14 protein-coding genes are annotated in these 17518 nt (G+C 75.8%); 4 read left to right on the top strand and 10 right to left on the bottom strand.

The genetic code is table 11. From position 1 onward, the window contains the following. The first annotated feature begins 106 nt into the window (after nucleotides 1–106). Together ND486_RS22535 and ND486_RS22530 are read left to right on the top strand one after the other, a co-directional pair. Complete coding sequence (locus tag ND486_RS22535; protein WP_251786489.1) at nucleotides 107–751, top strand: TetR/AcrR family transcriptional regulator; 645 nt, start codon at nucleotides 107–109, stop codon at nucleotides 749–751. Further along, complete coding sequence (locus ND486_RS22530; RefSeq protein WP_251786488.1) at nucleotides 748–2175, top strand: DHA2 family efflux MFS transporter permease subunit; 1428 nt, start codon at nucleotides 748–750, stop codon at nucleotides 2173–2175. Before ND486_RS22535 ends, ND486_RS22530 begins: the two co-directional genes overlap by 4 nt. On the opposite strand, the gene ND486_RS22525 is transcribed toward ND486_RS22530, so the two are convergent. The 7 genes from ND486_RS22525 to ND486_RS22495 all read right to left on the bottom strand — a co-directional run bounded on the left by ND486_RS22525 (nucleotide 2168) and on the right by ND486_RS22495 (nucleotide 9930). Further along, nucleotides 2168–2767, bottom strand: coding sequence for a L,D-transpeptidase (locus ND486_RS22525; protein ID WP_251786487.1), 600 nt, complete (start codon nucleotides 2765–2767; stop codon nucleotides 2168–2170). The two genes, ND486_RS22530 and ND486_RS22525, sit on opposite strands and share 8 nt — an antisense overlap. Nucleotides 2768–2880: 113 nt before the next feature. Beyond that, nucleotides 2881–3273, bottom strand: a complete 393-nt coding sequence (locus ND486_RS22520) for an MOSC domain-containing protein (protein ID WP_251786486.1) — start codon at nucleotides 3271–3273, stop codon at nucleotides 2881–2883. A 41-nt stretch (nucleotides 3274–3314) separates the two neighbouring features. Beyond that, entirely contained in the window at nucleotides 3315–5135 is a 1821-nt protein-coding gene (gene glmS / locus ND486_RS22515; protein WP_251786485.1) for a glutamine--fructose-6-phosphate transaminase (isomerizing), read from the bottom strand. Nucleotides 5136–5156: 21 nt separating this feature from the next. Then, complete coding sequence (locus ND486_RS22510; RefSeq protein ID WP_083658930.1) at nucleotides 5157–5414, bottom strand: hypothetical protein; 258 nt, start codon at nucleotides 5412–5414, stop codon at nucleotides 5157–5159. A gap of 62 nt (nucleotides 5415–5476) precedes the next feature. Continuing rightward, entirely contained in the window at nucleotides 5477–7363 is a 1887-nt protein-coding gene (locus ND486_RS22505) for a maleylacetate reductase and hydroxyquinol 1,2-dioxygenase domain-containing protein (protein WP_251786484.1), read from the bottom strand. Beyond that, nucleotides 7360–9123 (bottom strand): FAD-dependent monooxygenase, encoded by a 1764-nt coding sequence (locus tag ND486_RS22500; RefSeq protein ID WP_251786483.1) that lies wholly within the window; start codon nucleotides 9121–9123, stop codon nucleotides 7360–7362. The genes ND486_RS22505 and ND486_RS22500 overlap by 4 nt, the downstream gene beginning before the upstream one ends. A 21-nt stretch (nucleotides 9124–9144) precedes the next feature. Then, the gene (locus ND486_RS22495; protein ID WP_208825359.1) at nucleotides 9145–9930 is read right to left on the bottom strand and encodes a MerR family transcriptional regulator; all 786 of its coding nucleotides are present in this window, start codon (nucleotides 9928–9930) and stop codon (nucleotides 9145–9147) included. A 174-nt stretch (nucleotides 9931–10104) separates the two neighbouring features. On the opposite strand from ND486_RS22495, the gene ND486_RS22490 reads away from it, so the two are divergent. Together ND486_RS22490 and ND486_RS22485 are read left to right on the top strand one after the other, a co-directional pair. Further along, the gene (locus ND486_RS22490) at nucleotides 10105–11229 is read left to right on the top strand and encodes a ferredoxin reductase (RefSeq protein ID WP_251786482.1); all 1125 of its coding nucleotides are present in this window, start codon (nucleotides 10105–10107) and stop codon (nucleotides 11227–11229) included. Nucleotides 11230–11266: 37 nt separating this feature from the next. Next, nucleotides 11267–12415, top strand: a complete 1149-nt coding sequence (locus ND486_RS22485) for a fatty acid desaturase (RefSeq protein ID WP_251786481.1) — start codon at nucleotides 11267–11269, stop codon at nucleotides 12413–12415. Between the two features lies 1 nt (nucleotide 12416). Here the strand turns inward: ND486_RS22485 and ND486_RS22480 are convergent, their stop codons facing one another. From ND486_RS22480 to ND486_RS22470, 3 genes are read right to left on the bottom strand one after another with little or no spacing between them, the layout of a single operon-like run. Continuing rightward, nucleotides 12417–14195 (bottom strand): ABC transporter permease subunit, encoded by a 1779-nt coding sequence (locus ND486_RS22480; protein ID WP_251786480.1) that lies wholly within the window; start codon nucleotides 14193–14195, stop codon nucleotides 12417–12419. Beyond that, nucleotides 14192–15715 carry an ABC transporter substrate-binding protein gene (locus ND486_RS22475; RefSeq protein WP_251786479.1) on the bottom strand — a complete coding sequence of 508 codons (1524 nt, stop codon included), beginning with the start codon at nucleotides 15713–15715 and terminating at the stop codon, nucleotides 14192–14194. Before ND486_RS22475 ends, ND486_RS22480 begins: the two co-directional genes overlap by 4 nt. A gap of 34 nt (nucleotides 15716–15749) precedes the next feature. Further along, nucleotides 15750–17300, bottom strand: coding sequence for an ABC transporter ATP-binding protein (locus ND486_RS22470; RefSeq protein WP_251786478.1), 1551 nt, complete (start codon nucleotides 17298–17300; stop codon nucleotides 15750–15752). Nucleotides 17301–17518 lie beyond the last annotated feature (218 nt).

Below are 17518 nucleotides of genomic sequence, written 5' to 3'. Positions count from 1 at the left end.
GCATGATCACGTGCTCGACCAGCGTGGCACAAACTGCCAAAAAGGCATTGTGAGACGATCGTCTCGTGGTCGGTCCCGGCCGATCTCATTACTGTCAGGCAGTGACATGAAGACACTCGACGACACCAGACGCGGGCGGGCGCCGATGAGCGACCGCCGGCGCGAGCTGCAGCGCCTGGAGATCTCCCGTGCGGCTGTGGCGCTGTTCCGGGAGCACGGCGTGCACGCCACCAGCGGCGAGCGGATCGCCGAGGAGGTCGGGCTGTCCGGCCGGACGCTGTGGCGCTGGTTCCGCACCAAGGAGAGCTGCGTGGAGCCGCTCCTGGCGCGCAGCATCGACGCCGTCGTCGCGACGCTGCGGCGCTGGCCGGCGGGGGTGGGCCTCGACGAGCACCTGCTCGCCGAGTACCGCCCGCCGGATGACCCGGTCGACGCCGCCGACGCCGACGCCGCGATGGCCGTCATCGCGCTGTCGCGCACCGAGCCCGGGCTGCGGGCGGTGTGGCTGGCGGTGCACGAGCGGGCCGAGCCGGTGCTCGCCGAGGTGATCGCGGCCCGCGCCGGCCGCGAACCCGGCGACCTGGACGTCCGGGTGCACGCCGCCGCCGTCGCCGCCGCCCTGCGGATCAGCGGCGAGGACCTCGCCGTCGAGCTCGCCGCGGGCGTCCGGTGCGCCGACCCCGTCGACCGACTCGGCCGCGCCCTGCGCGCGGCCACCACGACCCTTCCCCGGGCAGGAGATCCCGCGTGACCACCACCCCGTCCCGTACCGAACCGGTACCGGCGATCCGGACCGGACCGCTGATCGCCGTCCTCGTCGGCGCCGCGTTCGTGATGATCCTCAACGAGACCGTGCTGAGCGTCGCGCTGCGTGACCTGAGCGTCGACCTCGGTGTCCCCGCCACCACCACCCAGTGGCTGACCAGCGGCTTCCTGCTGACGATGGCCGTGGTCATCCCCACCACCGGCTACCTGCTGGACCGCTTCACCCCGCGGCAGGTCTTCCTCACCTCGCTCGGGCTGTTCACCGCGGGGACCGCGATCGCCGGCTTCGCGCCCGGGTTCGCGGTGCTGCTCGTCGGCCGCATCGTGCAGGCCGGCGGCACGGCGATGATGATCCCGCTGCTGATGACCACGATCCTGCGTCTGGTGCCCGCGGAGCGCCGCGGCGCGACGATGGGCACGATCACGATCGTCATCGCGGTCGCGCCCGCGATCGGCCCGACGATCGGCGGCGCGATCCTGTCCGGTCTGGGCTGGCGCTGGATGTTCTGGCTGGTCCTGCCGCTGGCCGTGCTCGCCACGGCGGCCGGCGCCCGGTGGCTGCGCATCGACGGCGGCGGCCGCCCGGTCCCGCTCGACGTGGTCTCGGTGCTGCTGTCCGCCGTCGGGTTCGGCGGCCTGGTCTACGGGCTGTCCTCGCTGGGCGGCCACGGCGGCGGGGGGCTCCCGCCGTGGGCGCCGGTCGTCGTCGGGCTGGTCGCGCTGGCGGTGTTCGTGCTGCGCCAGCTGCGGCTGATGCGCTCCGACCGCGCGCTGCTGGACCTGCGCCCGTTCCGGCGCCGCCAGTTCGTCGTGGCGCTGGTGCTCACCGCGCTGGTGCTGCTGTCGCTGATCGGCGTCGCCGCGGTGCTGCTGCCGCTCTACCTGCAGACCGTGCTCGGGACGAGCACGCTGGTCTCCGGGCTCGTGGTGCTGCCCGGCGGGCTGCTGCTCGGACTGCTCGGCCGCCCGGTCGGCGCGCTGTTCGACCGCGTCGGCGCCCGCCCGCTGGTGATCCCCGGCGCGGTGCTGATGGCGACCGGCCTGCTGCTGTTCTCCACCCTCGGTCCGGGCACCCCGCTCGGCGTGGTCGTCGGCTTCCACCTGGTCTTGATGGGCGGGCTCGCGTTGATGATGACGCCGCTGATGACCGAGGCGCTCGGCTCGCTGCCCGACGAGCTGTACTCCCACGGCAGCGCGATCCTGTCCACGCTGCAGCAGGTCGCGGGCGCGCTGGGGACGGCGCTGTTCGTCACCGTCGCCGCGCTGGGCTCGGCGAGCGCCGCCGGGGCCTCCCCGGACGCCGACGGGCTGCACGCCGCGTTCGCCGTCGCCGGCGGGGTCGGGGTGCTGGCCGTCCTGCTGTCGCTGCTCGTCCGCCGCCGCACCGTGGCGGAGGCCCCGGTCAGCTGAGGGCGGCGCGGTGCTCGCGCTCGGTGGCGGCGCTGAGCACCTGCACCTTGTCCCCGACCCGGAGCCCGGCGAAGAACTCCTCCGCCGGCTCCGGGTCGAGCTTCACACACCCCGCCGACGCCCGTTCCCGGTCGCCGCCGTGGAACGCGACCCCGCCGTCGGCGAAGAACACCGACCACGGCATCGGGGCGGGCTCCCCGTCGGGTGTCTCGAACTCGCCGCTGCGGTGGTCGGCGGCCTTGCGGTACACCCGGAACGAGTGTCCGACCGGCGTCTCCTGGCCCGCCCCGCCGGAGGCGACCGGGACCGGGCCGTAGGACACGACGCCGTCGGTGACCAGCCAGGCCCGCTGCGAGTCCAGGTCGACACACGCCCGCGCCGACACCGAGCACGGCGTGCCCGGCACCTGCGCCTCGGCGTGCGCCTGCCGCGCGACCTGGCTGTTCTCACCCTCGGCGGCACCCGAGGAGGTCTCCGAGGCGGCGGTCGCGCCGGCGTCCGCCGCGGCGACCCCGGCGCCCGCGACCCCGGCCAGGACGACCAGCCCCGCCACCATGCCCGCCGCCCGCCGGCGCCCGATCGGATCCGTCACCGGCGCTCCCCGCTCGTCGAAGTCCGTCACCTCTCCAACGCACGTACGGGGATCCCGTGACGGTCGGCAGGCATTCCGCGTCACCGACGGGTGACCGTCGGTGACCGGACGAGTCACGTCCCGGCGGGCATGTGCACCGGGTCGCCGACGGCGATCGCGCCGGAGGTCAGCACCCGGCAGACCGCGCCGCCGCGGTCGTGCAGCGCGCGGCGCGCCCCCGGCCCGACGGCGGTCTCCATCACCCGGCACGGTGCGGCCTTCCGCACCACCTCCAGCTCGACGTCGCCGAGCCGCAGCAGGGTGCCGGGCGTCGTCGGGACGGTGCCGTGGTCGACGGTGACGGTGCGCCGGGTGCCGCCCGAGGGCACCGGGGCGCCGAGCGCGTCGGCGGCGGCGTCGAGCTCGTCGCGGCTCTGCACCGAGACGTGCCGGTGCCGGGTGCCGAAGTACCGGTCGCCGACGACACCGCTGCCCGCGACCACCTCGACCCGCTCGACGTCGTGCATCGGCGCACCCCGCTCCGCGGCCACGTGCAGCCCGAGGACCCTCACTCCACCGTCACCGACTTCGCGAGGTTCCGCGGCCGGTCCACGTCGCGTCCGAGCGCGACGGCGGCGTGCCGGGCCAGCAGCTGCAGGGGGATCCCGAGCAGGATCGGCGCCAGCTCCGGCTCGGTGCGCGGCACCCGCAGCACGGCGTCGGCGAGCCCGGCGGGCAGCTCGGCGTCGGTCACCGCGATCACCGGCCCGCCCCGGGCCCGGATCTGCTCGATCGTGCCGACGTTCTTCGCGAGCAGCTCGTCGTCGGGCACCACGACGACGCTGGGCATGTCCGGGGTGACCAGCGCCAGCGGGCCGTGCTTGAGCTCGGAGGCGGGGTAGGCCTCGGCGTGGCAGTAGGAGACCTCCTTGAGCTTCTGCGCGCCCTCCCGCGCGACCGGGCTGCAACGGGTGCGCCCGACGAAGAACATCGACGACGCGTGCGCCCACCGCTGCGCGACCGCGGCGACCGTGCCGTGGGCGGCGTCCTCGGCCAGGACGGCCTCGACGTGGCGGGGCAGCGCCGCCAGCCCGTCGAGCAGCCGCCGCCCGTCGGCCACCGAGAGGTCCCGCACCCGGCCCAGCAGCACCGCGAGCATCGCGAACGACACGCTCATGGTCGTGACGGCCTTGGTCGAGGCGACCGACACCTCCGGCCCGGAGTGCAGGAACACCCCGGCGCCGCACTCGCGGGAGATCGCCGACCCGATCACGTTCACCGCGCCGATCACCCGGCCGCCCTTGCGGCGCAGCTCCTGCACCGCGGCGAGGGTGTCGGCCGTCTCGCCGGACTGGCTGACCGCGACGTAGAGGCAGTCCGGGTCGACGACCGGGTTGCGGTGGCGGAATTCGCCGGCCGGTTCGGCCGCCGCCGGGATCCGGGCCAGCTGCTCGACCAGCCCGGCGCCGATCTCCCCGGCGTAGTACGCCGACCCGCAGCCCAGGAACAGCACCCGGCGCACCCCGCGCAGCTCTCGCGGGTCCATCCCGAGCCCGCCCAGGCGGGCGGTGGCGAACCGGGTGTCGAGCCGCCCGGCCAGCGCGCGGCGCAGCGCGTCGGGCTGCTCGGCAATCTCCTTGGCCAGGAAGTCGGGGTGCCCGCCGAGCGCGTAGTCCTCGGAGCCGGTGTCGACGGTGGTCGGGCTGATCCGGGTGGAGCCCTCGACGCCGTCGGCGCGCACGGTGACGATCTCGCCGTCGTCGAGGAACACGACCTTCCGGGTGTGCCGCACGACCGCGGCCAGGTCGGAGGCGACGACCATCTCGCCGTCGCCGATGCCGAGCACGATCGGGCTGCCGTTGCGCGCGACGACGATCTCGTCGGGGGTGCGGGCGTCGAGCACCGCGAGGCCGTAGGTGCCCTCGACGCCGGCGAGCGCCGTGCGCACCGCATCGGCGAGGGTCGCGGCCCCGCCGTCGAGGGCCTCGGCGACCAGGTGCGCGAGCGCCTCGGAGTCGGTGTCGCTGCGCAGCACGACCCCGCGGGCGGTGAGCGCGGCACGCAGCGCGTCGGCGTTCTCGACGATGCCGTTGTGCACGATCGCGACCCGCCCGGACGCGTCGGTGTGCGGGTGCGCGTTGGCCTCGCTCGGCTCGCCGTGGGTGGCCCACCGGGTGTGCGCGACGCCCGACCGGCCCGGGGGAGGGGCGTCACCCAGCAGCGTGCGCAGGTCCTCCACCCGCCCGGCGGTGCGCCGCACCGTCACCCTCCGGCGGTGCGCCACGGCCAGGCCCGCCGAGTCGTAGCCCCGGTACTCCAGCCGGGACAGCCCGTCGAGCAGCACGCCCGCCGCCTCCCGCGGCCCCACGTAACCCACGATCCCGCACATGCACGTTCCCCCGTCGTCCGCTCAGCCGTAGACGATCCGGCGCAGCCGCCGCTGGGAGACGTCACCGGGGCCGACCACCCGCGCGGCGAGCTCGGCCGCGATCCGCGGCCAGATCTCGTCGTTGCGCCGGTCGCGGGCCTGCAGCTCGCGGTGCCGGCGGCGGACGAACTCCTCGGTGGTCTCGCCGAAGTAGGCGACGACGTCGGCGACCACGCGGGCCGCCACCGGCTCGGCGAGCCCGGTGGTGGCGGCCACGTGCCGCACGAGATCCGGATCCACGCCGCCGATCCTGACCGGCCGTGGGGCGGAGAGCCAGGAATCTGCCCGGAATCGGGCAGGAATCAGCGATCGCGGGCGATCCGGAAGGTGAACTCCAGCAGCCGCCACTCCCCGTCGGGCTCGACGCCGTCGGGCATCGGGCCGCTGCGCGGCGCGAAGTCCACGACCAGGTCCTCCTTCACACCGAACACCGTGTCCGAGTCGAGGTGCTCCCCACCGGCGACGAACAGCTGCGTAATCAGCTGCCGGTGCCCCGGCGCCTGGATGAGGAAGTGCAGGTGCGGCGCCCGGAAGGGGTGCCGTCCGGTGGCGTGCAGCATCTCCCCGACCGGTCCGTCGGCCGGGATCGGGTAGGCGGCGGGCAGGATCGAGCGGAACCGCAGCCGGCCCGCGTCGTCGGTGCGGAACCGGCCGCGCAGGACGGGGCCCTCGGTCTCGGGCAGCTGCAGGTCGTAGAAGCCGTCCTCGTCGGACTGCCAGATGTCGACGACCGCCCCGGCGACCGGCTCGTCACCGGTGTCGGTGACGACCACGTCCACCCACAGCGGGGTGCCCTTCTTCCCCGCGGAGACGTCGGTTCCCTGGTCCAGCTCCGGCGGGCCGTCGGTGTAGAACGGCCCGAGCACGGCCGAGGACGTGGTGTCCGGGGTGCGGGAGTTGGTCAGCACGTCCACCACACTGGACAGCCCGAGGGTGTCCGAGAGCAGCACGAACTCCTGGCGCCGCTCGTCGGTGAGGTGCCCGGTCCGGGTGAGGAAGTCGATCGCGGCCTGCCACTCGTCCTGGGTCAGGTCGTGCTCGCGCGCGTAGCCGTGCAGGGTGGCCGCGAGCGCGGCCAGCAGGGTGCGGAGCCGCTCGTCGGGCCCGCCGAACGACGCGGTGACCTGCGCGGTCAGCGCGTCCAGGGTGGCGCGCACCGGGTCGCCCGGCCGCTCCCCGGCCCAGGCCCGCCCGAGCAGGGCGCGCACACCGTCGCGGGTCACCGGCACCGGGTTCGGGTACGGCCGCGCGACGGCCTGGTCGGCGAGCCGGTCCAGGTCGGCCTCGTCGACGCCCAGCCCGGCCAGCGACGTCGGCCCGCCGGCGGCGACGAGCAGGTCGAACACCGTCCCGGCCGGGTCCGGTCCGAGCGCCTCGGCGATCCGCGGTGCGGCGGCGGCGTTGTGGGCGATCACGTGCGGCAGCAGCACCGCGTGGGTCGGGGCGTGCGGCAGGTCCAGGGAGCCGCCGACGGTGTGGGCGAGCTTGTGCTGCAGCGCCATGCCGGCCCGGTCCAGGCAGGTCCCGGCCAGCCACGCCCCGCGCAGCAGCGCGTCGGTGTCGCCGTCGCGCAGCCCCGCGGTGAGCAGCCGCACCGACTCCAGGGCGGCGGCGTCGGTCAGCGGGTCGCGGTCGGTGCTCCACAGGGCCTCGACGGCGTGTGCCAGCGCGTTCACCGCGCTCGGCACCCCCACCCGCGACGGCAGGTCGGCGACGAGCGTCGTGTCGTAGACGACGGTCTCCGGCCGGATCGCCGGGTCGGTCCGGGTGGTCTTCACCCCCGGCGTGTCCACCCCCAGCTCGCCGAGCACCGCGGTGCACTCCGAGCCCGAGTACGTCGTGGGGACGACGACCTGGTCCGCACCGGTCCGCACCGCGAGCGCCTTGGACAGCCCGATCTGCGAGCCGCCCCCGATCGCGACGACGCAGTCCGCCCCGGCCGCGGTGAACGCCGCCAGCGCCTCGTCGGTCACCGTCACCGGGGTGTGCACGGCGGCCCGGTCGAAGTGCCCGGCGAGCAGCGACCCGAGCGCGGCCCGCGCCCGGTCCGCCGCGCCCGCGGGGTGGCGGCCGCCGACGAGGAACACCCGCGACCGGCCGAGCCGCGTCACCTCCGCGGCGAGGTCGTCGAGCGTGCCGGGGCCGAACACCACCCGCGCGGGGGAGGGGTCGTGGACGAAGCCGGTCATGCGGTCACCTCCGGGGTCCGGTCCAGGATGCTCCCCAGCACCTCGCGCAGCGCGGCCGCCGGGTCGGCGACGAGCGCGTCGCTGCGCCAGGCGACGTGGGCGTCCGGGCGGACGAGGACGCAGCCGTCCTCGCCGACCTCGCGCAGCCGGGCCCAGTCGTCGTAGAGGTCGGTGTGCTCGCGGCCCGGGCCGACCACGTGCGCGGCCAGGTCGATCCCCAGCTCGGCGGCGACGGTGTCCGCGGCCGTGGCCCAGGCGCCGCCCGCGATGCCGGTGAGCAGGGCGAACCGGCCCTTGCCGGTGATGTCGTGGGTGGAGACCCGGTGCCCGTCGCGGCCCAGCCAGCAGTGCGGCAGCCGGTGCCCGGGCCGGGTGGTCGGCCGGTAGAACAGCTCCGGGTCGCGCTCGGGCGGCGGCTCGGGCGTGCCGTCGGCGACGACGCCGGGGCCGGTGTAGGCCTGACCCATCTCGACGCCGTGCGCGTTGAACTCGTAGTCCTTGGCCTCCAGCGCCGCCCGCAGCTCGGCGCGCCGCCGGGCCCCGGTGGGGGAGTCGTCGGCGCGGGCCGCCATCGAGGTGCGCATGGCCTCGGGATCGGCGCCCGGGGTGAGCCCGAGCGCGGTGAAGATCGGGCCGAACTCCTCCACCGAGCGGTTCGCGCGACGCACGATCTGCTCGCCGATGGGGGCGCGCTCGGCGTCGTAGGAGTCCAGCAGCCCCGGCCCGGCGGTGCCGCGCAGCACCATCGCGAGCTTCCAGCACAGGTTGTAGGAGTCCTGGATCGAGGTGTTGGAGCCCAGCCCGTTCGACGGCGGGTGGCGGTGCACGGCGTCACCGGCGCAGAACACCCGGCCCGACCGGTAGCGGGTGGCCCACTGCTCGTTGACCGTCCACACCGAGGTCGAGCGGATCGTCACCGGCACGGAGTCGTCACCGATCAGGTCGTGGACGATCGCCGTCGCCGCGGCGTCGTCGAGCTCCGGCGGGGGACCGGCGAGGTCGTAGCCCCAGATCGCCATCCAGCGGGTCCACGGCCGCACCATGCGCAGCACGCCCATCCCGATGCCGCCGACGTCGGCACCGGGCTGCAGCACCCAGTACAGGACACTCGGCCGGTGCTCGACCAGCGCGGTGAGGTCGGCGTCGAAGACGATGTTCATGCTGCCCGCGAGCTCGCCGCGGCCGTCGAAGGGCAGGCCCGCGTCCCGGGCGACGGCGCTGCGCCCACCGTCGGCGCCGATCACGTAGCGGGCCCGGATCGTCAGCTCCGCCCCGGTGAGCCGGTCGCGCGCGGTGACGGTGACGCCGTCCTCGTCCTGGACGTGATGCAGGTACTCGGTGTCGAAGCGGACCCGGCTGCCGCGCTCGGCGGCCCGGCCCACCAGGATCGGCTCGAGGATGTTCTGGGGCAGGTCGCAGTGCGACGACGGGCTGGCCAGGGTGTAGTCGGCGCGCCGCGCGGGGTGGGTGCCCCAGGTCCGGACCCGGCCGAGCTCGTCGCCGGCGAGCGCGGTGCAGAACACCGTCTCGCCCATGAGGTGCGACGGCGTCCCCTCGGCGACGACGTCGGCCTCCACCCCCTGGTCGCGCAGGATCTCGACGGTGCGCTGGTTGGTGATGTGCGCTCGCGGGGTGTCGGCGGTCCACCGGTACTTGGTGATCACGAGGTGGTCCACGCCGAGACCGGCGAGGAACAGGGCGGCCGAGGAGCCCGCGGGCCCGCTGCCGATCACGAGGACGTCCGTCGTCACGGTGCTCACCGGCGCATCATCGTTGAAGAGTCAACGATCGTCCAGGTCCGTCGTCCGGATCCCCATCGCGCGTCCGGCCTCGGGGGAGATGTCGTCGGAGATCCGGGTGATGAAGGCGTCCATCGCGTCCTGCATGCGCGAGCGGAACGACGACAGCAGCGCCAGCGTCGCGACCGGCTGCAGCTGCTCGACGGTCTGCTGGATCCGGGGCGCGTCGCCGGCGGGCAGCCCGGCCTCGACGTGCTCGTCCCACACCTGCCGGGCGAACAGCTCGACGAACATCTCGGCGACGGCGCCGGTGTGGTCGTCGAGGCGCCGGCGCAGCCCCACCAGCGCGGCGGGCGGGATGCCCAGCCGTACGGCCTCCGCGGCGGCCCGGGCGAGGTCGGGCCGCAGGATGCGCAGCCTTCCGTGCGCCGCGGTCTCGACGACACCCGTCGCGCACAGGTGCCGGACCAGCTCGTCGGCCGACACCGCGTCCGGGTCGAGCCCGAGGTGGGTGGGCAGCTCCGTCCCGTCGACCTCGACGGGCTCCTCCGGCTGCCACGGGGCGAGCATCCCGCGGTAGAGCCGCAGCGCCTCCTCGGCGGTCCGTTCGGGGTCCTGGGTGACGAGCACCTCGATCGCCCCGAGGGAGAAGCCGCGCCGGCGCAGCCCGTTGACCAGGTCCAGCCGGTCGAGGTGGGTGTCGGTGTAGCGGGCGGCCCGGCCGGCCCGCTCGCCCGGCGGGAGCAACCCGCGCGTGATGTAGGACCGCACCGTCCGCACGGTCATCCCCGCCCGGCGGGCCAGCTCCTCGATCGGGAAGTCCGCCACCCGGACGATCCTAGACAGTCGATCTCGACATCGTTGACGGAGAAACCGATGTAACGTTCCCGCAGGTCGGAGGCCGACGCCGTCGTCACTGGTGACGGGGGTGTCGCCGTCCCAACTTGCCGTCGCCACCGAGATCGGGTCCGATGGTCCCCGACCGCGACGACGAGGTGGGTCATGACCGACGCCGTACTGCCGAGGGGGCTGCGCCGCGCACGCAAGGCGGCCGCCCGTTTCACCACGCCACTGCTGCCCGACGACTACCTGCTGCTGCTCAACCCGCTGTGGTCGGTACGGGAGCTGCGCGGGCGGGTGGTGAAGGTCGTGCCCGAGACGGCCGACGCCGCGACACTGGTCATCCGCCCCGGCCTGGGGTGGTCGTTCGACCACCGCGCCGGCCAGTACGTCGGGATCGGCGTCGAGGTGGAGGGCCGTTTCCACTGGCGTTCCTACTCGCTGACCTCCGAGCCGCGCCGCGACCGCAGGCACATCTCGATCACCGTGAAGGCGATGCCGGAGGGCTTCCTGTCCCGCCATCTCGTCGACGGCGTCGGGCCCGGCACGGTGGTGCGCCTGGCGCTGCCGCAGGGCGAGTTCGTGCTGCCCGACCCGCCACCGGAGCGGCTGCTGTTCCTCACCGCGGGCAGCGGCATCACCCCGATCATGGCGATGCTGCGGACCCTGGACCGCCGCGACACCGTCACCGACGTGGTGCTCGTGCACTCGGCCCCGCGCGACGGCGACGTCATCTTCGCCGACGAGCTCGACGCCCTGTCCGCGCGGCACCCGTCGTTGCGGGTGCAGCTGCACCTCACCGGTGAGCACGGCAGGCTCACCCCCGACGGGCTGGCCGAGTACTGCCCGGACTGGCGCGAGCGCAGCACCTGGGCGTGCGGCCCGGAGGCGATGCTCGACGAGGCCGAGGACCTGTGGGAGTCCGCGGGCCGGGGCGCGGCGCTGCACGTCGAGCGCTTCTCCGCGTCGTTGCGCGGGGGTGAGGCGGAGGGCGGCACGGTCACCTTCGTCCGGCGCGGCTCCGCCGCCACCTCCTCGGGCGACGCCGACGCCACCGTCGACATCGACGGCGCCACCACCCTGCTCGACGCCGGGGAGCAGGCCGGCCTCGACCTGCCCTACGGCTGCCGGATGGGCATCTGCCACACCTGCACCGTCGGCCTGCGGTCGGGTTCGGTGCGCGACCTGCGCGACGGCACCGAACGCCGCGGCGACCCCGACACCCCCGCCGAGAGGATCCAGACCTGCATCACCGCCGCCGCCGGTGACTGCGTCCTGGAGATCTGACACCGAGACCCGACACCGCTCACCCAGGAGGAACGTCGTGGCCATCTCCGACGTCAAGGAGTTCGCCCACCTCACCGAGGCCGACGTGGAGGCGATCGGGCACGAGCTCGACGCGATCCGCGCCGACGTCGAGGAGCGTCGCGGCCAGCACGACGCCGACTACATCCGCACGATGATCACCTGGCAGCGGCGGCTGAACGTCGCCGCGCGGGTCACGCTGTTCGGCAGCCGGATCCCGCCGCTCTGGCTCGCCGGCACCGCCATGCTCTCGGTCGCGAAGATCCTGGAGAACATGGAGATCGGGCACAACGTCATGCACGGCCAGTGGGACTGGATGAACGACCCGGAGATCCACTCGTCGACGTGGGAGTGGGACAACGTGTGCCCCGCCGAGCAGTGGCGGCACTCGCACAACTACCTGCACCACACGTACACGAACGTGATCGGCAAGGACAAGGACGTCGGCTACGAGATCCTCCGGGTCCGCGCCGACCAGCCCTGGCACCCCGCCTACCTGGGGCAGCCCTTCTGGAACGTCCTGCTGATGCTGCTGTTCGAGCACGGTGTGTCGCTGCACGACCTCGACGTCGACGGCCTGCTGAAGATGCAGCTGGAGGACCCCGAGGAGTTCCGCCGCAAGCTGCTCGACGTCGGCCGCAAGCACGCCCGGCAGATGCGCAAGGACTTCCTGCTGTTCCCGCTGCTCACCGGCCCCGCCGCGGTCTCCACGCTGACCGCGAACGCCACCGCGAACGTCGTCCGCAACATCTGGTCCTACGCGATCATCTTCTGCGGGCACTTCCCCGACGGCGCCGAGGTCTTCACCGAGGAGGAGCTGGAGGGGGAGACGCGCGGCGAGTGGTACCTGCGTCAGCTGCTCGGCTCGGCCAACTTCACCGGCAACCGCCTGATGCACGTCATGTCCGGCAGCCTCGGGTACCAGATCGAGCACCACCTGTTCCCGGACCTGCCGTCGAACCGGTACCCGGAGATCGCGGTGAAGATCCGGGCGCTGTGCGAGAAGTACGACCTGCCCTACACCACGGGCCCGTTCCCGCGGCAGTTCTGGCAGGCCACACGGTCGATCTGGCGGCTGTCGCTGCCCGCCCGCGGGATCCGCGAGTCCGAGCACCGCCGGGAGCGCCGCGGGCTGCGGCGCCGCCCGGCGGCGGCCCGGGCGGCCTGACTCAGCGCGCTCGCGGCCGCCGTCCGGCGGCCGCGAGCGACACCGCCAGCACCGCGACGAGCACGAGCATCCCGGCCGGTGCCAGCACGGCCCAGGGGGCGCGCTCGACGTAGGGCATGCCGTCGGCCAGCAGCCGTCCCCACTCCGGGCTCGGCGGCTGCGGGCCGAGGCCGAGGAACCCGAGCGAGGCCAGCGCGAGCGCGGTGCCCGGCAGCCGCAGCACCGCGTGCCGCACCAGCGGGCCGGCCGCGGCGGGCAGCACGTGCGCCCCGAGCGCGCGGGCGGGCCCGACGCCCAGCACGGGCAGCACCCGCACGTGCGGCTGCGCCCGGATCTCGGCCACCAGCGACGCCGTGTGCGCGGCCAGCGGCGCCCAGCTCACCAGGGCGACGCCGACCGCGGCCCCGACGGCCGAGGGGCCGAGCACCGCGGCGACGACCAGACTGGCGAGCACCGGCGGCGCCGCGTTCGCGACCTCGGCGAACCCGGTCGCGATCCGTGGTGCCAGCCCGATCAGCACGCCGACGACCAGCGCCACCAGCACGACCAGCAACGCGGTCCCCGTGGTGAGCAGCGCCCCGTGGGCGACCCGGGCGAGCAGGTCGCGCCCGACGGCGTCGCTGCCGAGCGGCAGGGCCGCCGAGGGCGAGGCCAGCCGCGGGTGGGCGGAGGTGAACGGGTCGCGCGGCAGCCCGGCGAGCACGACGAGCGCGAGCACCCCGCCCGCGACCCCGGGCACGACCCAGCGGGAGCGGCGCACCGCCGTCACCGCGGTGGGGACGGGTACGTCACCGGTGCGGGCGGCCCGGCCGAGCACCGCCCGGCGGGCGGCCCCCGCCCCGGCGCCGGCGAGCACGGCGACGGCGAGCAGGGCCAGCACCCCGCCCTGCAGCAGCGGCAGGTCCAGGGTGGCCGCGGCGCCGAGGGTCGTGCGCCCGAGCCCGGGCACGGCGAAGACCTGCTCGACGGCGACGGCCCCGCCGGTGAGCCCGACCAGCACCAGCCCGATCTGGGGCAGCACCGGTGCGGTCGCGCGGCGCAGCACCGCCGCGGCGGTCCGCCGACGCGGCAACCCGGCGGTCTGCCAGGTGCCGACCCACGGTTCGGTCGCCGCGGACGCGACGGACTCGGCGAGCAGACGTCCGACCAGGCCGCCGGCGGGCAGGCCCAGCGCCAGCGCGGGCAGGACCGCGTACCGCGGGCCCGCCCAGCCGTAGGGTGGCAGCCAGCCGAGCCAGACCGCGACGACCACCAGCAGGAACGTCGCGAGCAGGAACTCCGGCAGTGCCGTCAGCGCGGCGCCGGCCGCACCCGAGCCCCCCGCCGTCCCGGCGCGCGCGCCGCGCACACCGCGGCGCAGGGCCGGGACGACCAGCACCGCCGCCACCAGCGCGGCGACGACGAGCGCGAAGCCCACCAGGGTCAGCGACACCCCGAGCCCGGACAGCACCGACCCGAGCACCGGCGCACCGGAGGCCCACGAGGAGCCCAGGTCCCCGGTCGCGACACCGGACAGCCAGCGCCCGACGACCACCCACGGCCCGGCGTCGAGCCCGAGCTCCGCGCGGATCGAGGCCAGCGCCGCCGGTGTCGCCTCCTGCTCGGCGGAGCGGGCCCGCAGCACGGCGAGCTCGGGGGAGCGCTGCGACAGCCAGGGCAGCACACCGACGCCGGCGACCACCGCGGCCCCGGCCAGCACCCGCGACAGCGCGACGACGGCGCCGTCGCGCGGCCCGGACCGCCGCGGCCGGACCGGTGCCGGGACGGCCACCGCGGTCACGGCGCCCCCAGCACCGTGTCCGTGGTGACCAGATCGCGTTCGCGGGGGTCGCGGGCGACCCCGTCGACGCGCGCGGACTCGCCCTGGATCACGCGCTCGTGCAGCAGCGGTACGGCGGCGTCGGCGGCGAGGACGGCGGCCTCGGCGCGGGCGGTCGCGGCGCGGCGCTCCGGTCCGGCCTCGGTGCCCGCGGCGCGCTCCAGCGCGGCCTGCACACCCGGGTCGCAGAACTGGGAGATGTTGAACCCGCCGCCGCAGCCGAAGTCGCTGGCCAGGTAGGCGACGGGGTCGCCGGAGTCGAGCACGGTCGCGCGGGACAGCACGAACGCGTCGAACGCGCCGTCGAGCGCGTCGGCCTCGATCGCCGCGTACTCGCGCACGTCCTGGGTGACGACGAACCCGGCCGCCTCCAGCTGCTGCTCCAGCAGCACCGCGACCTCGGGCAGCTCGCTGCGGTCGGTGAAGGTGCCCAGCGTGATCGGCACGCCGCGCACCGCCGCGGGCGCGGGGCGGGCGGCGAGCGCCTGCGCGTAGGAGGGGTCGTCGCGCAGCGGCGCGGCCCACGGCAGCGCGGGCCCGAGCAGGCCCTGCGCGACGTCCGCGCGTCCCTCGTAGGCGCTCGCGACCAGTGCGGCGCGGTCGACGGCGGCACGGGCGGCGGCGCGCACGGCGGGGTCGGCGAACGGGCCGCGGGCGGTGTTCAGGTAGAGCGTGTTGGTGCGCGGCATGGGGACCTCGTGCACCAGCGCGGGGTCGAGCAGCGGGTACTGGCCGGGCGGGACGGCCTCGACGACGTCGGCGGTGCCGGTGCGCAGCGCCGCCGCGCGGGCGGTGCCGTCCGGGACGAAGGTGACGTCGACGCCGGCGACGCGGGCGGGCTCGCCCCAGTAGCCGTCGTGGCGGTCGAGGGTGGCCGAGGTGGTGCCCTGCACCGCGGTGAGCCGGAACGGGCCGGAGCCGTGCCCGACCGGGTCCACGCGGTCCCCGGTGTAGGCGGCGGGGGCGAGCACGGACAGCTGCGGGCTGGACAGGCGCTGCGGGACCAGCGGGTCGGCCACGCCGGTGGTGACCAGCACCGCGTCGTCGCCGTCGGCGCGGGCGGCCAGGTCGACGCCGTCGAGGATCCGCGGGGGCGGCGAGGCCCGGGTCGCACGGGTGAGCACGTCGGCGACGTGCGCGGCGGTCAGCGCGGTGCCGTCGTGGAAGACGACGTCGTCGCGCAACGTGAACCGCCAGGTCGTGGGGTCGACGCGGGACCAGGAGGTGGCGAGCATCGGCAGGGCGTCGCCGGCGGCGTCGAGCTGCACCAGGGTCTCGGCGGTGCGCCAGCGGGACAGCTTGAACGCGTCGTCGCTGAAGGGGGTCAGGCCGGAGCGGGGCGGCTGCAGCATCGCGACGGCGACGCGGTCGCCGACCGCGCCCGTCCCGCCGGTCTGCGGTGGGGCGGCGAAGCATCCGGTGAGCAGCAGCGCGGACGCTCCGAGCGCGAGGGCTGCCGCGATGCGGCGGGGTCGGGACACAGGTGTCCTCCGGGTTCGTGGGTGGCGGGACGGTTCAGACGGACAGGGGAGCCGTGGCGCCGACGAGCGCGGCGACGGCGGGGTGCTGCGGCGCGGCGAGCAGCTCGGCGGTCGGCCGGTCCTCGACGACCAGGCCGTCGTGCAGGACGACGGTGCGCGGGCAGAGCGCCGCCGCGACCGCCAGGTCGTGCGACACCAGGAGCAGCCCGGTGCCGCGAGCGGCGCAGGTGTCGGCGAGCAGGTCGACGACCTGGTCGCGCAGCGCCGGGTCGAGCCCGCTCACCGGCTCGTCGGCGAGCAGCAGGCGCGGCCCGACGACGAGCGCGCGCGCCAGCGCGACCCGCTGGGCCTGGCCCCCGGACAGCTCGCCCGGACGCCGGTCGGCCAGCGCCGCGGGCAGGCCGACGTCGTCGAGCGCGGCCGCGGCCGCACGGGTCCGCCCGGCCGCGGACCGGGTGGCCGGGCCCTCGAGGCGGCGCAGCGGTTCGGCGACGAGCTCGCGCGCGGTCATCCGTGGGTCGAGCGACCCGGCGGGATCCTGCGGGACGTACTGCACGGCGCGGCGGAAGGCACGCAGCCGCCGCACGGGTCCGGGACGGACGTCCGCGCCGTCGGCGGTGACCGACCCCGCGTCGGCGGGCTCGAGGGCGAGCAGGATCCGGAGGAGCGTGGACTTCCCCGCCCCCGACGTCCCGGCCAGGGCGACGCGCTCGCCCGCGTGCACGGTGAGGTCGACCCCGCGCAGCGCGGGCACCGGCGCCGGGCGACGCCGTCCGGGCCCGGGGTGGACGCGGTGCAGGCCACGGGCGACGAGCAGCGGGCCACCGGGGCCGGCGGACGCCGCGGGAGCGGGCCGCGGGGTGTGCGCCGGCAGGGGAGCGGGATCGACGACGCGCCCCCCGCGCAGATGCACGGCGCGGTCGCAGAGCTCGTGCGCGGCGGCGGTGTCGTGGCTGATGAACAGCAGAGCGGTCCCGGAACCGGCCAGGCCGGACGCCAGCAGGTCGAGCACGCGCCGCCGGTTGACCGGGTCCAGGGCCGTGGTCGGCTCGTCCGCGACCAGCAGGTGCGGGCGGCAGGCCAGGGCGAGCGCCAGCTGCACGCGCTGGCGCTGCCCGCCGGACAGCTCGCCGGGATGCCCGCCCAGGACGCGGCCGGGGTCTTCGATGCCGGTCGCCGCGAGGGCCTCCCGCAGGGCCCCGGGCCGGTCGTCACCCCCGTTGGCCCGCACCGCGGCCCGCAGCTGGGTCCCCACCGCCACCAGGGGATTGAGCGCGGTGCGGGTGTCCTGCCCGACGGCCGCCAGCCGGACCGCGCGGTCCCGCCGCGCGGCCGGGACCGCGCCCACGTCGGTACCGCCCAGCAGGACGCGGCCCCGCAGCGATGCGACGGCGGGGAGGCGCCCGAGCACCGCGGCAGCGGTCAAGGACTTGCCGGACCCCGACGGGCCGAGGAGCGCGACCCGCTCACCCGGTCCGACCCGCAGGCCCACCCCGTCGACGACGTCGCGACCGCCGACGGTGACCGTCAGCGCCTCGATCGCGAGCAGGGGGGTGGCGGAGCCGGGTCCGTCCGAGTGTGTCACCGGAACGATAACCACGACGGTTATCGTTTGTCCCCGATGTCCCGATCACACGCGCCGGCCCGGTCCCGGACGGGGTGCGACGACGCCGCGCCTGCGGCCCGTCGGCCCAGCGTGCCGGGGTGGCGGGGTGGCGGCGCCATGAGGTCGCTGACCTGCGGCGATGCGGAAAATCGACCCCCCTGTGAACGGCGTCCGACGGACCGTGTAACTTTCTTTCC

The sequence above is a fragment of the Pseudonocardia sp. DR1-2 genome (genome assembly GCF_023717215.1).
Classification (GTDB): domain Bacteria; phylum Actinomycetota; class Actinomycetes; order Mycobacteriales; family Pseudonocardiaceae; genus Pseudonocardia; species Pseudonocardia alni.
Note: the sequence above shows the minus strand (reverse complement) of the source record. Positions and strands in the feature narration are given on the sequence as shown.

Bases quoted from the DNA above. Each gene is read 5' to 3' on its own strand.
- glmS (WP_251786485.1), bottom strand. From the start codon at position 5,135: ATGTGCGGGATCGTGGGTTACGTGGGGCCGCGGGAGGCGGCGGGCGTG.
- ND486_RS22505 (WP_251786484.1), bottom strand. From the start codon at position 7,363: ATGACCGGCTTCGTCCACGACCCCTCCCCCGCGCGGGTGGTGTTCGGC.
- ND486_RS22535 (WP_251786489.1), top strand. From the start codon at position 107: ATGAAGACACTCGACGACACCAGACGCGGGCGGGCGCCGATGAGCGAC.
- ND486_RS22520 (WP_251786486.1), bottom strand. From the start codon at position 3,273: ATGCACGACGTCGAGCGGGTCGAGGTGGTCGCGGGCAGCGGTGTCGTC.
- ND486_RS22490 (WP_251786482.1), top strand. From the start codon at position 10,105: ATGACCGACGCCGTACTGCCGAGGGGGCTGCGCCGCGCACGCAAGGCG.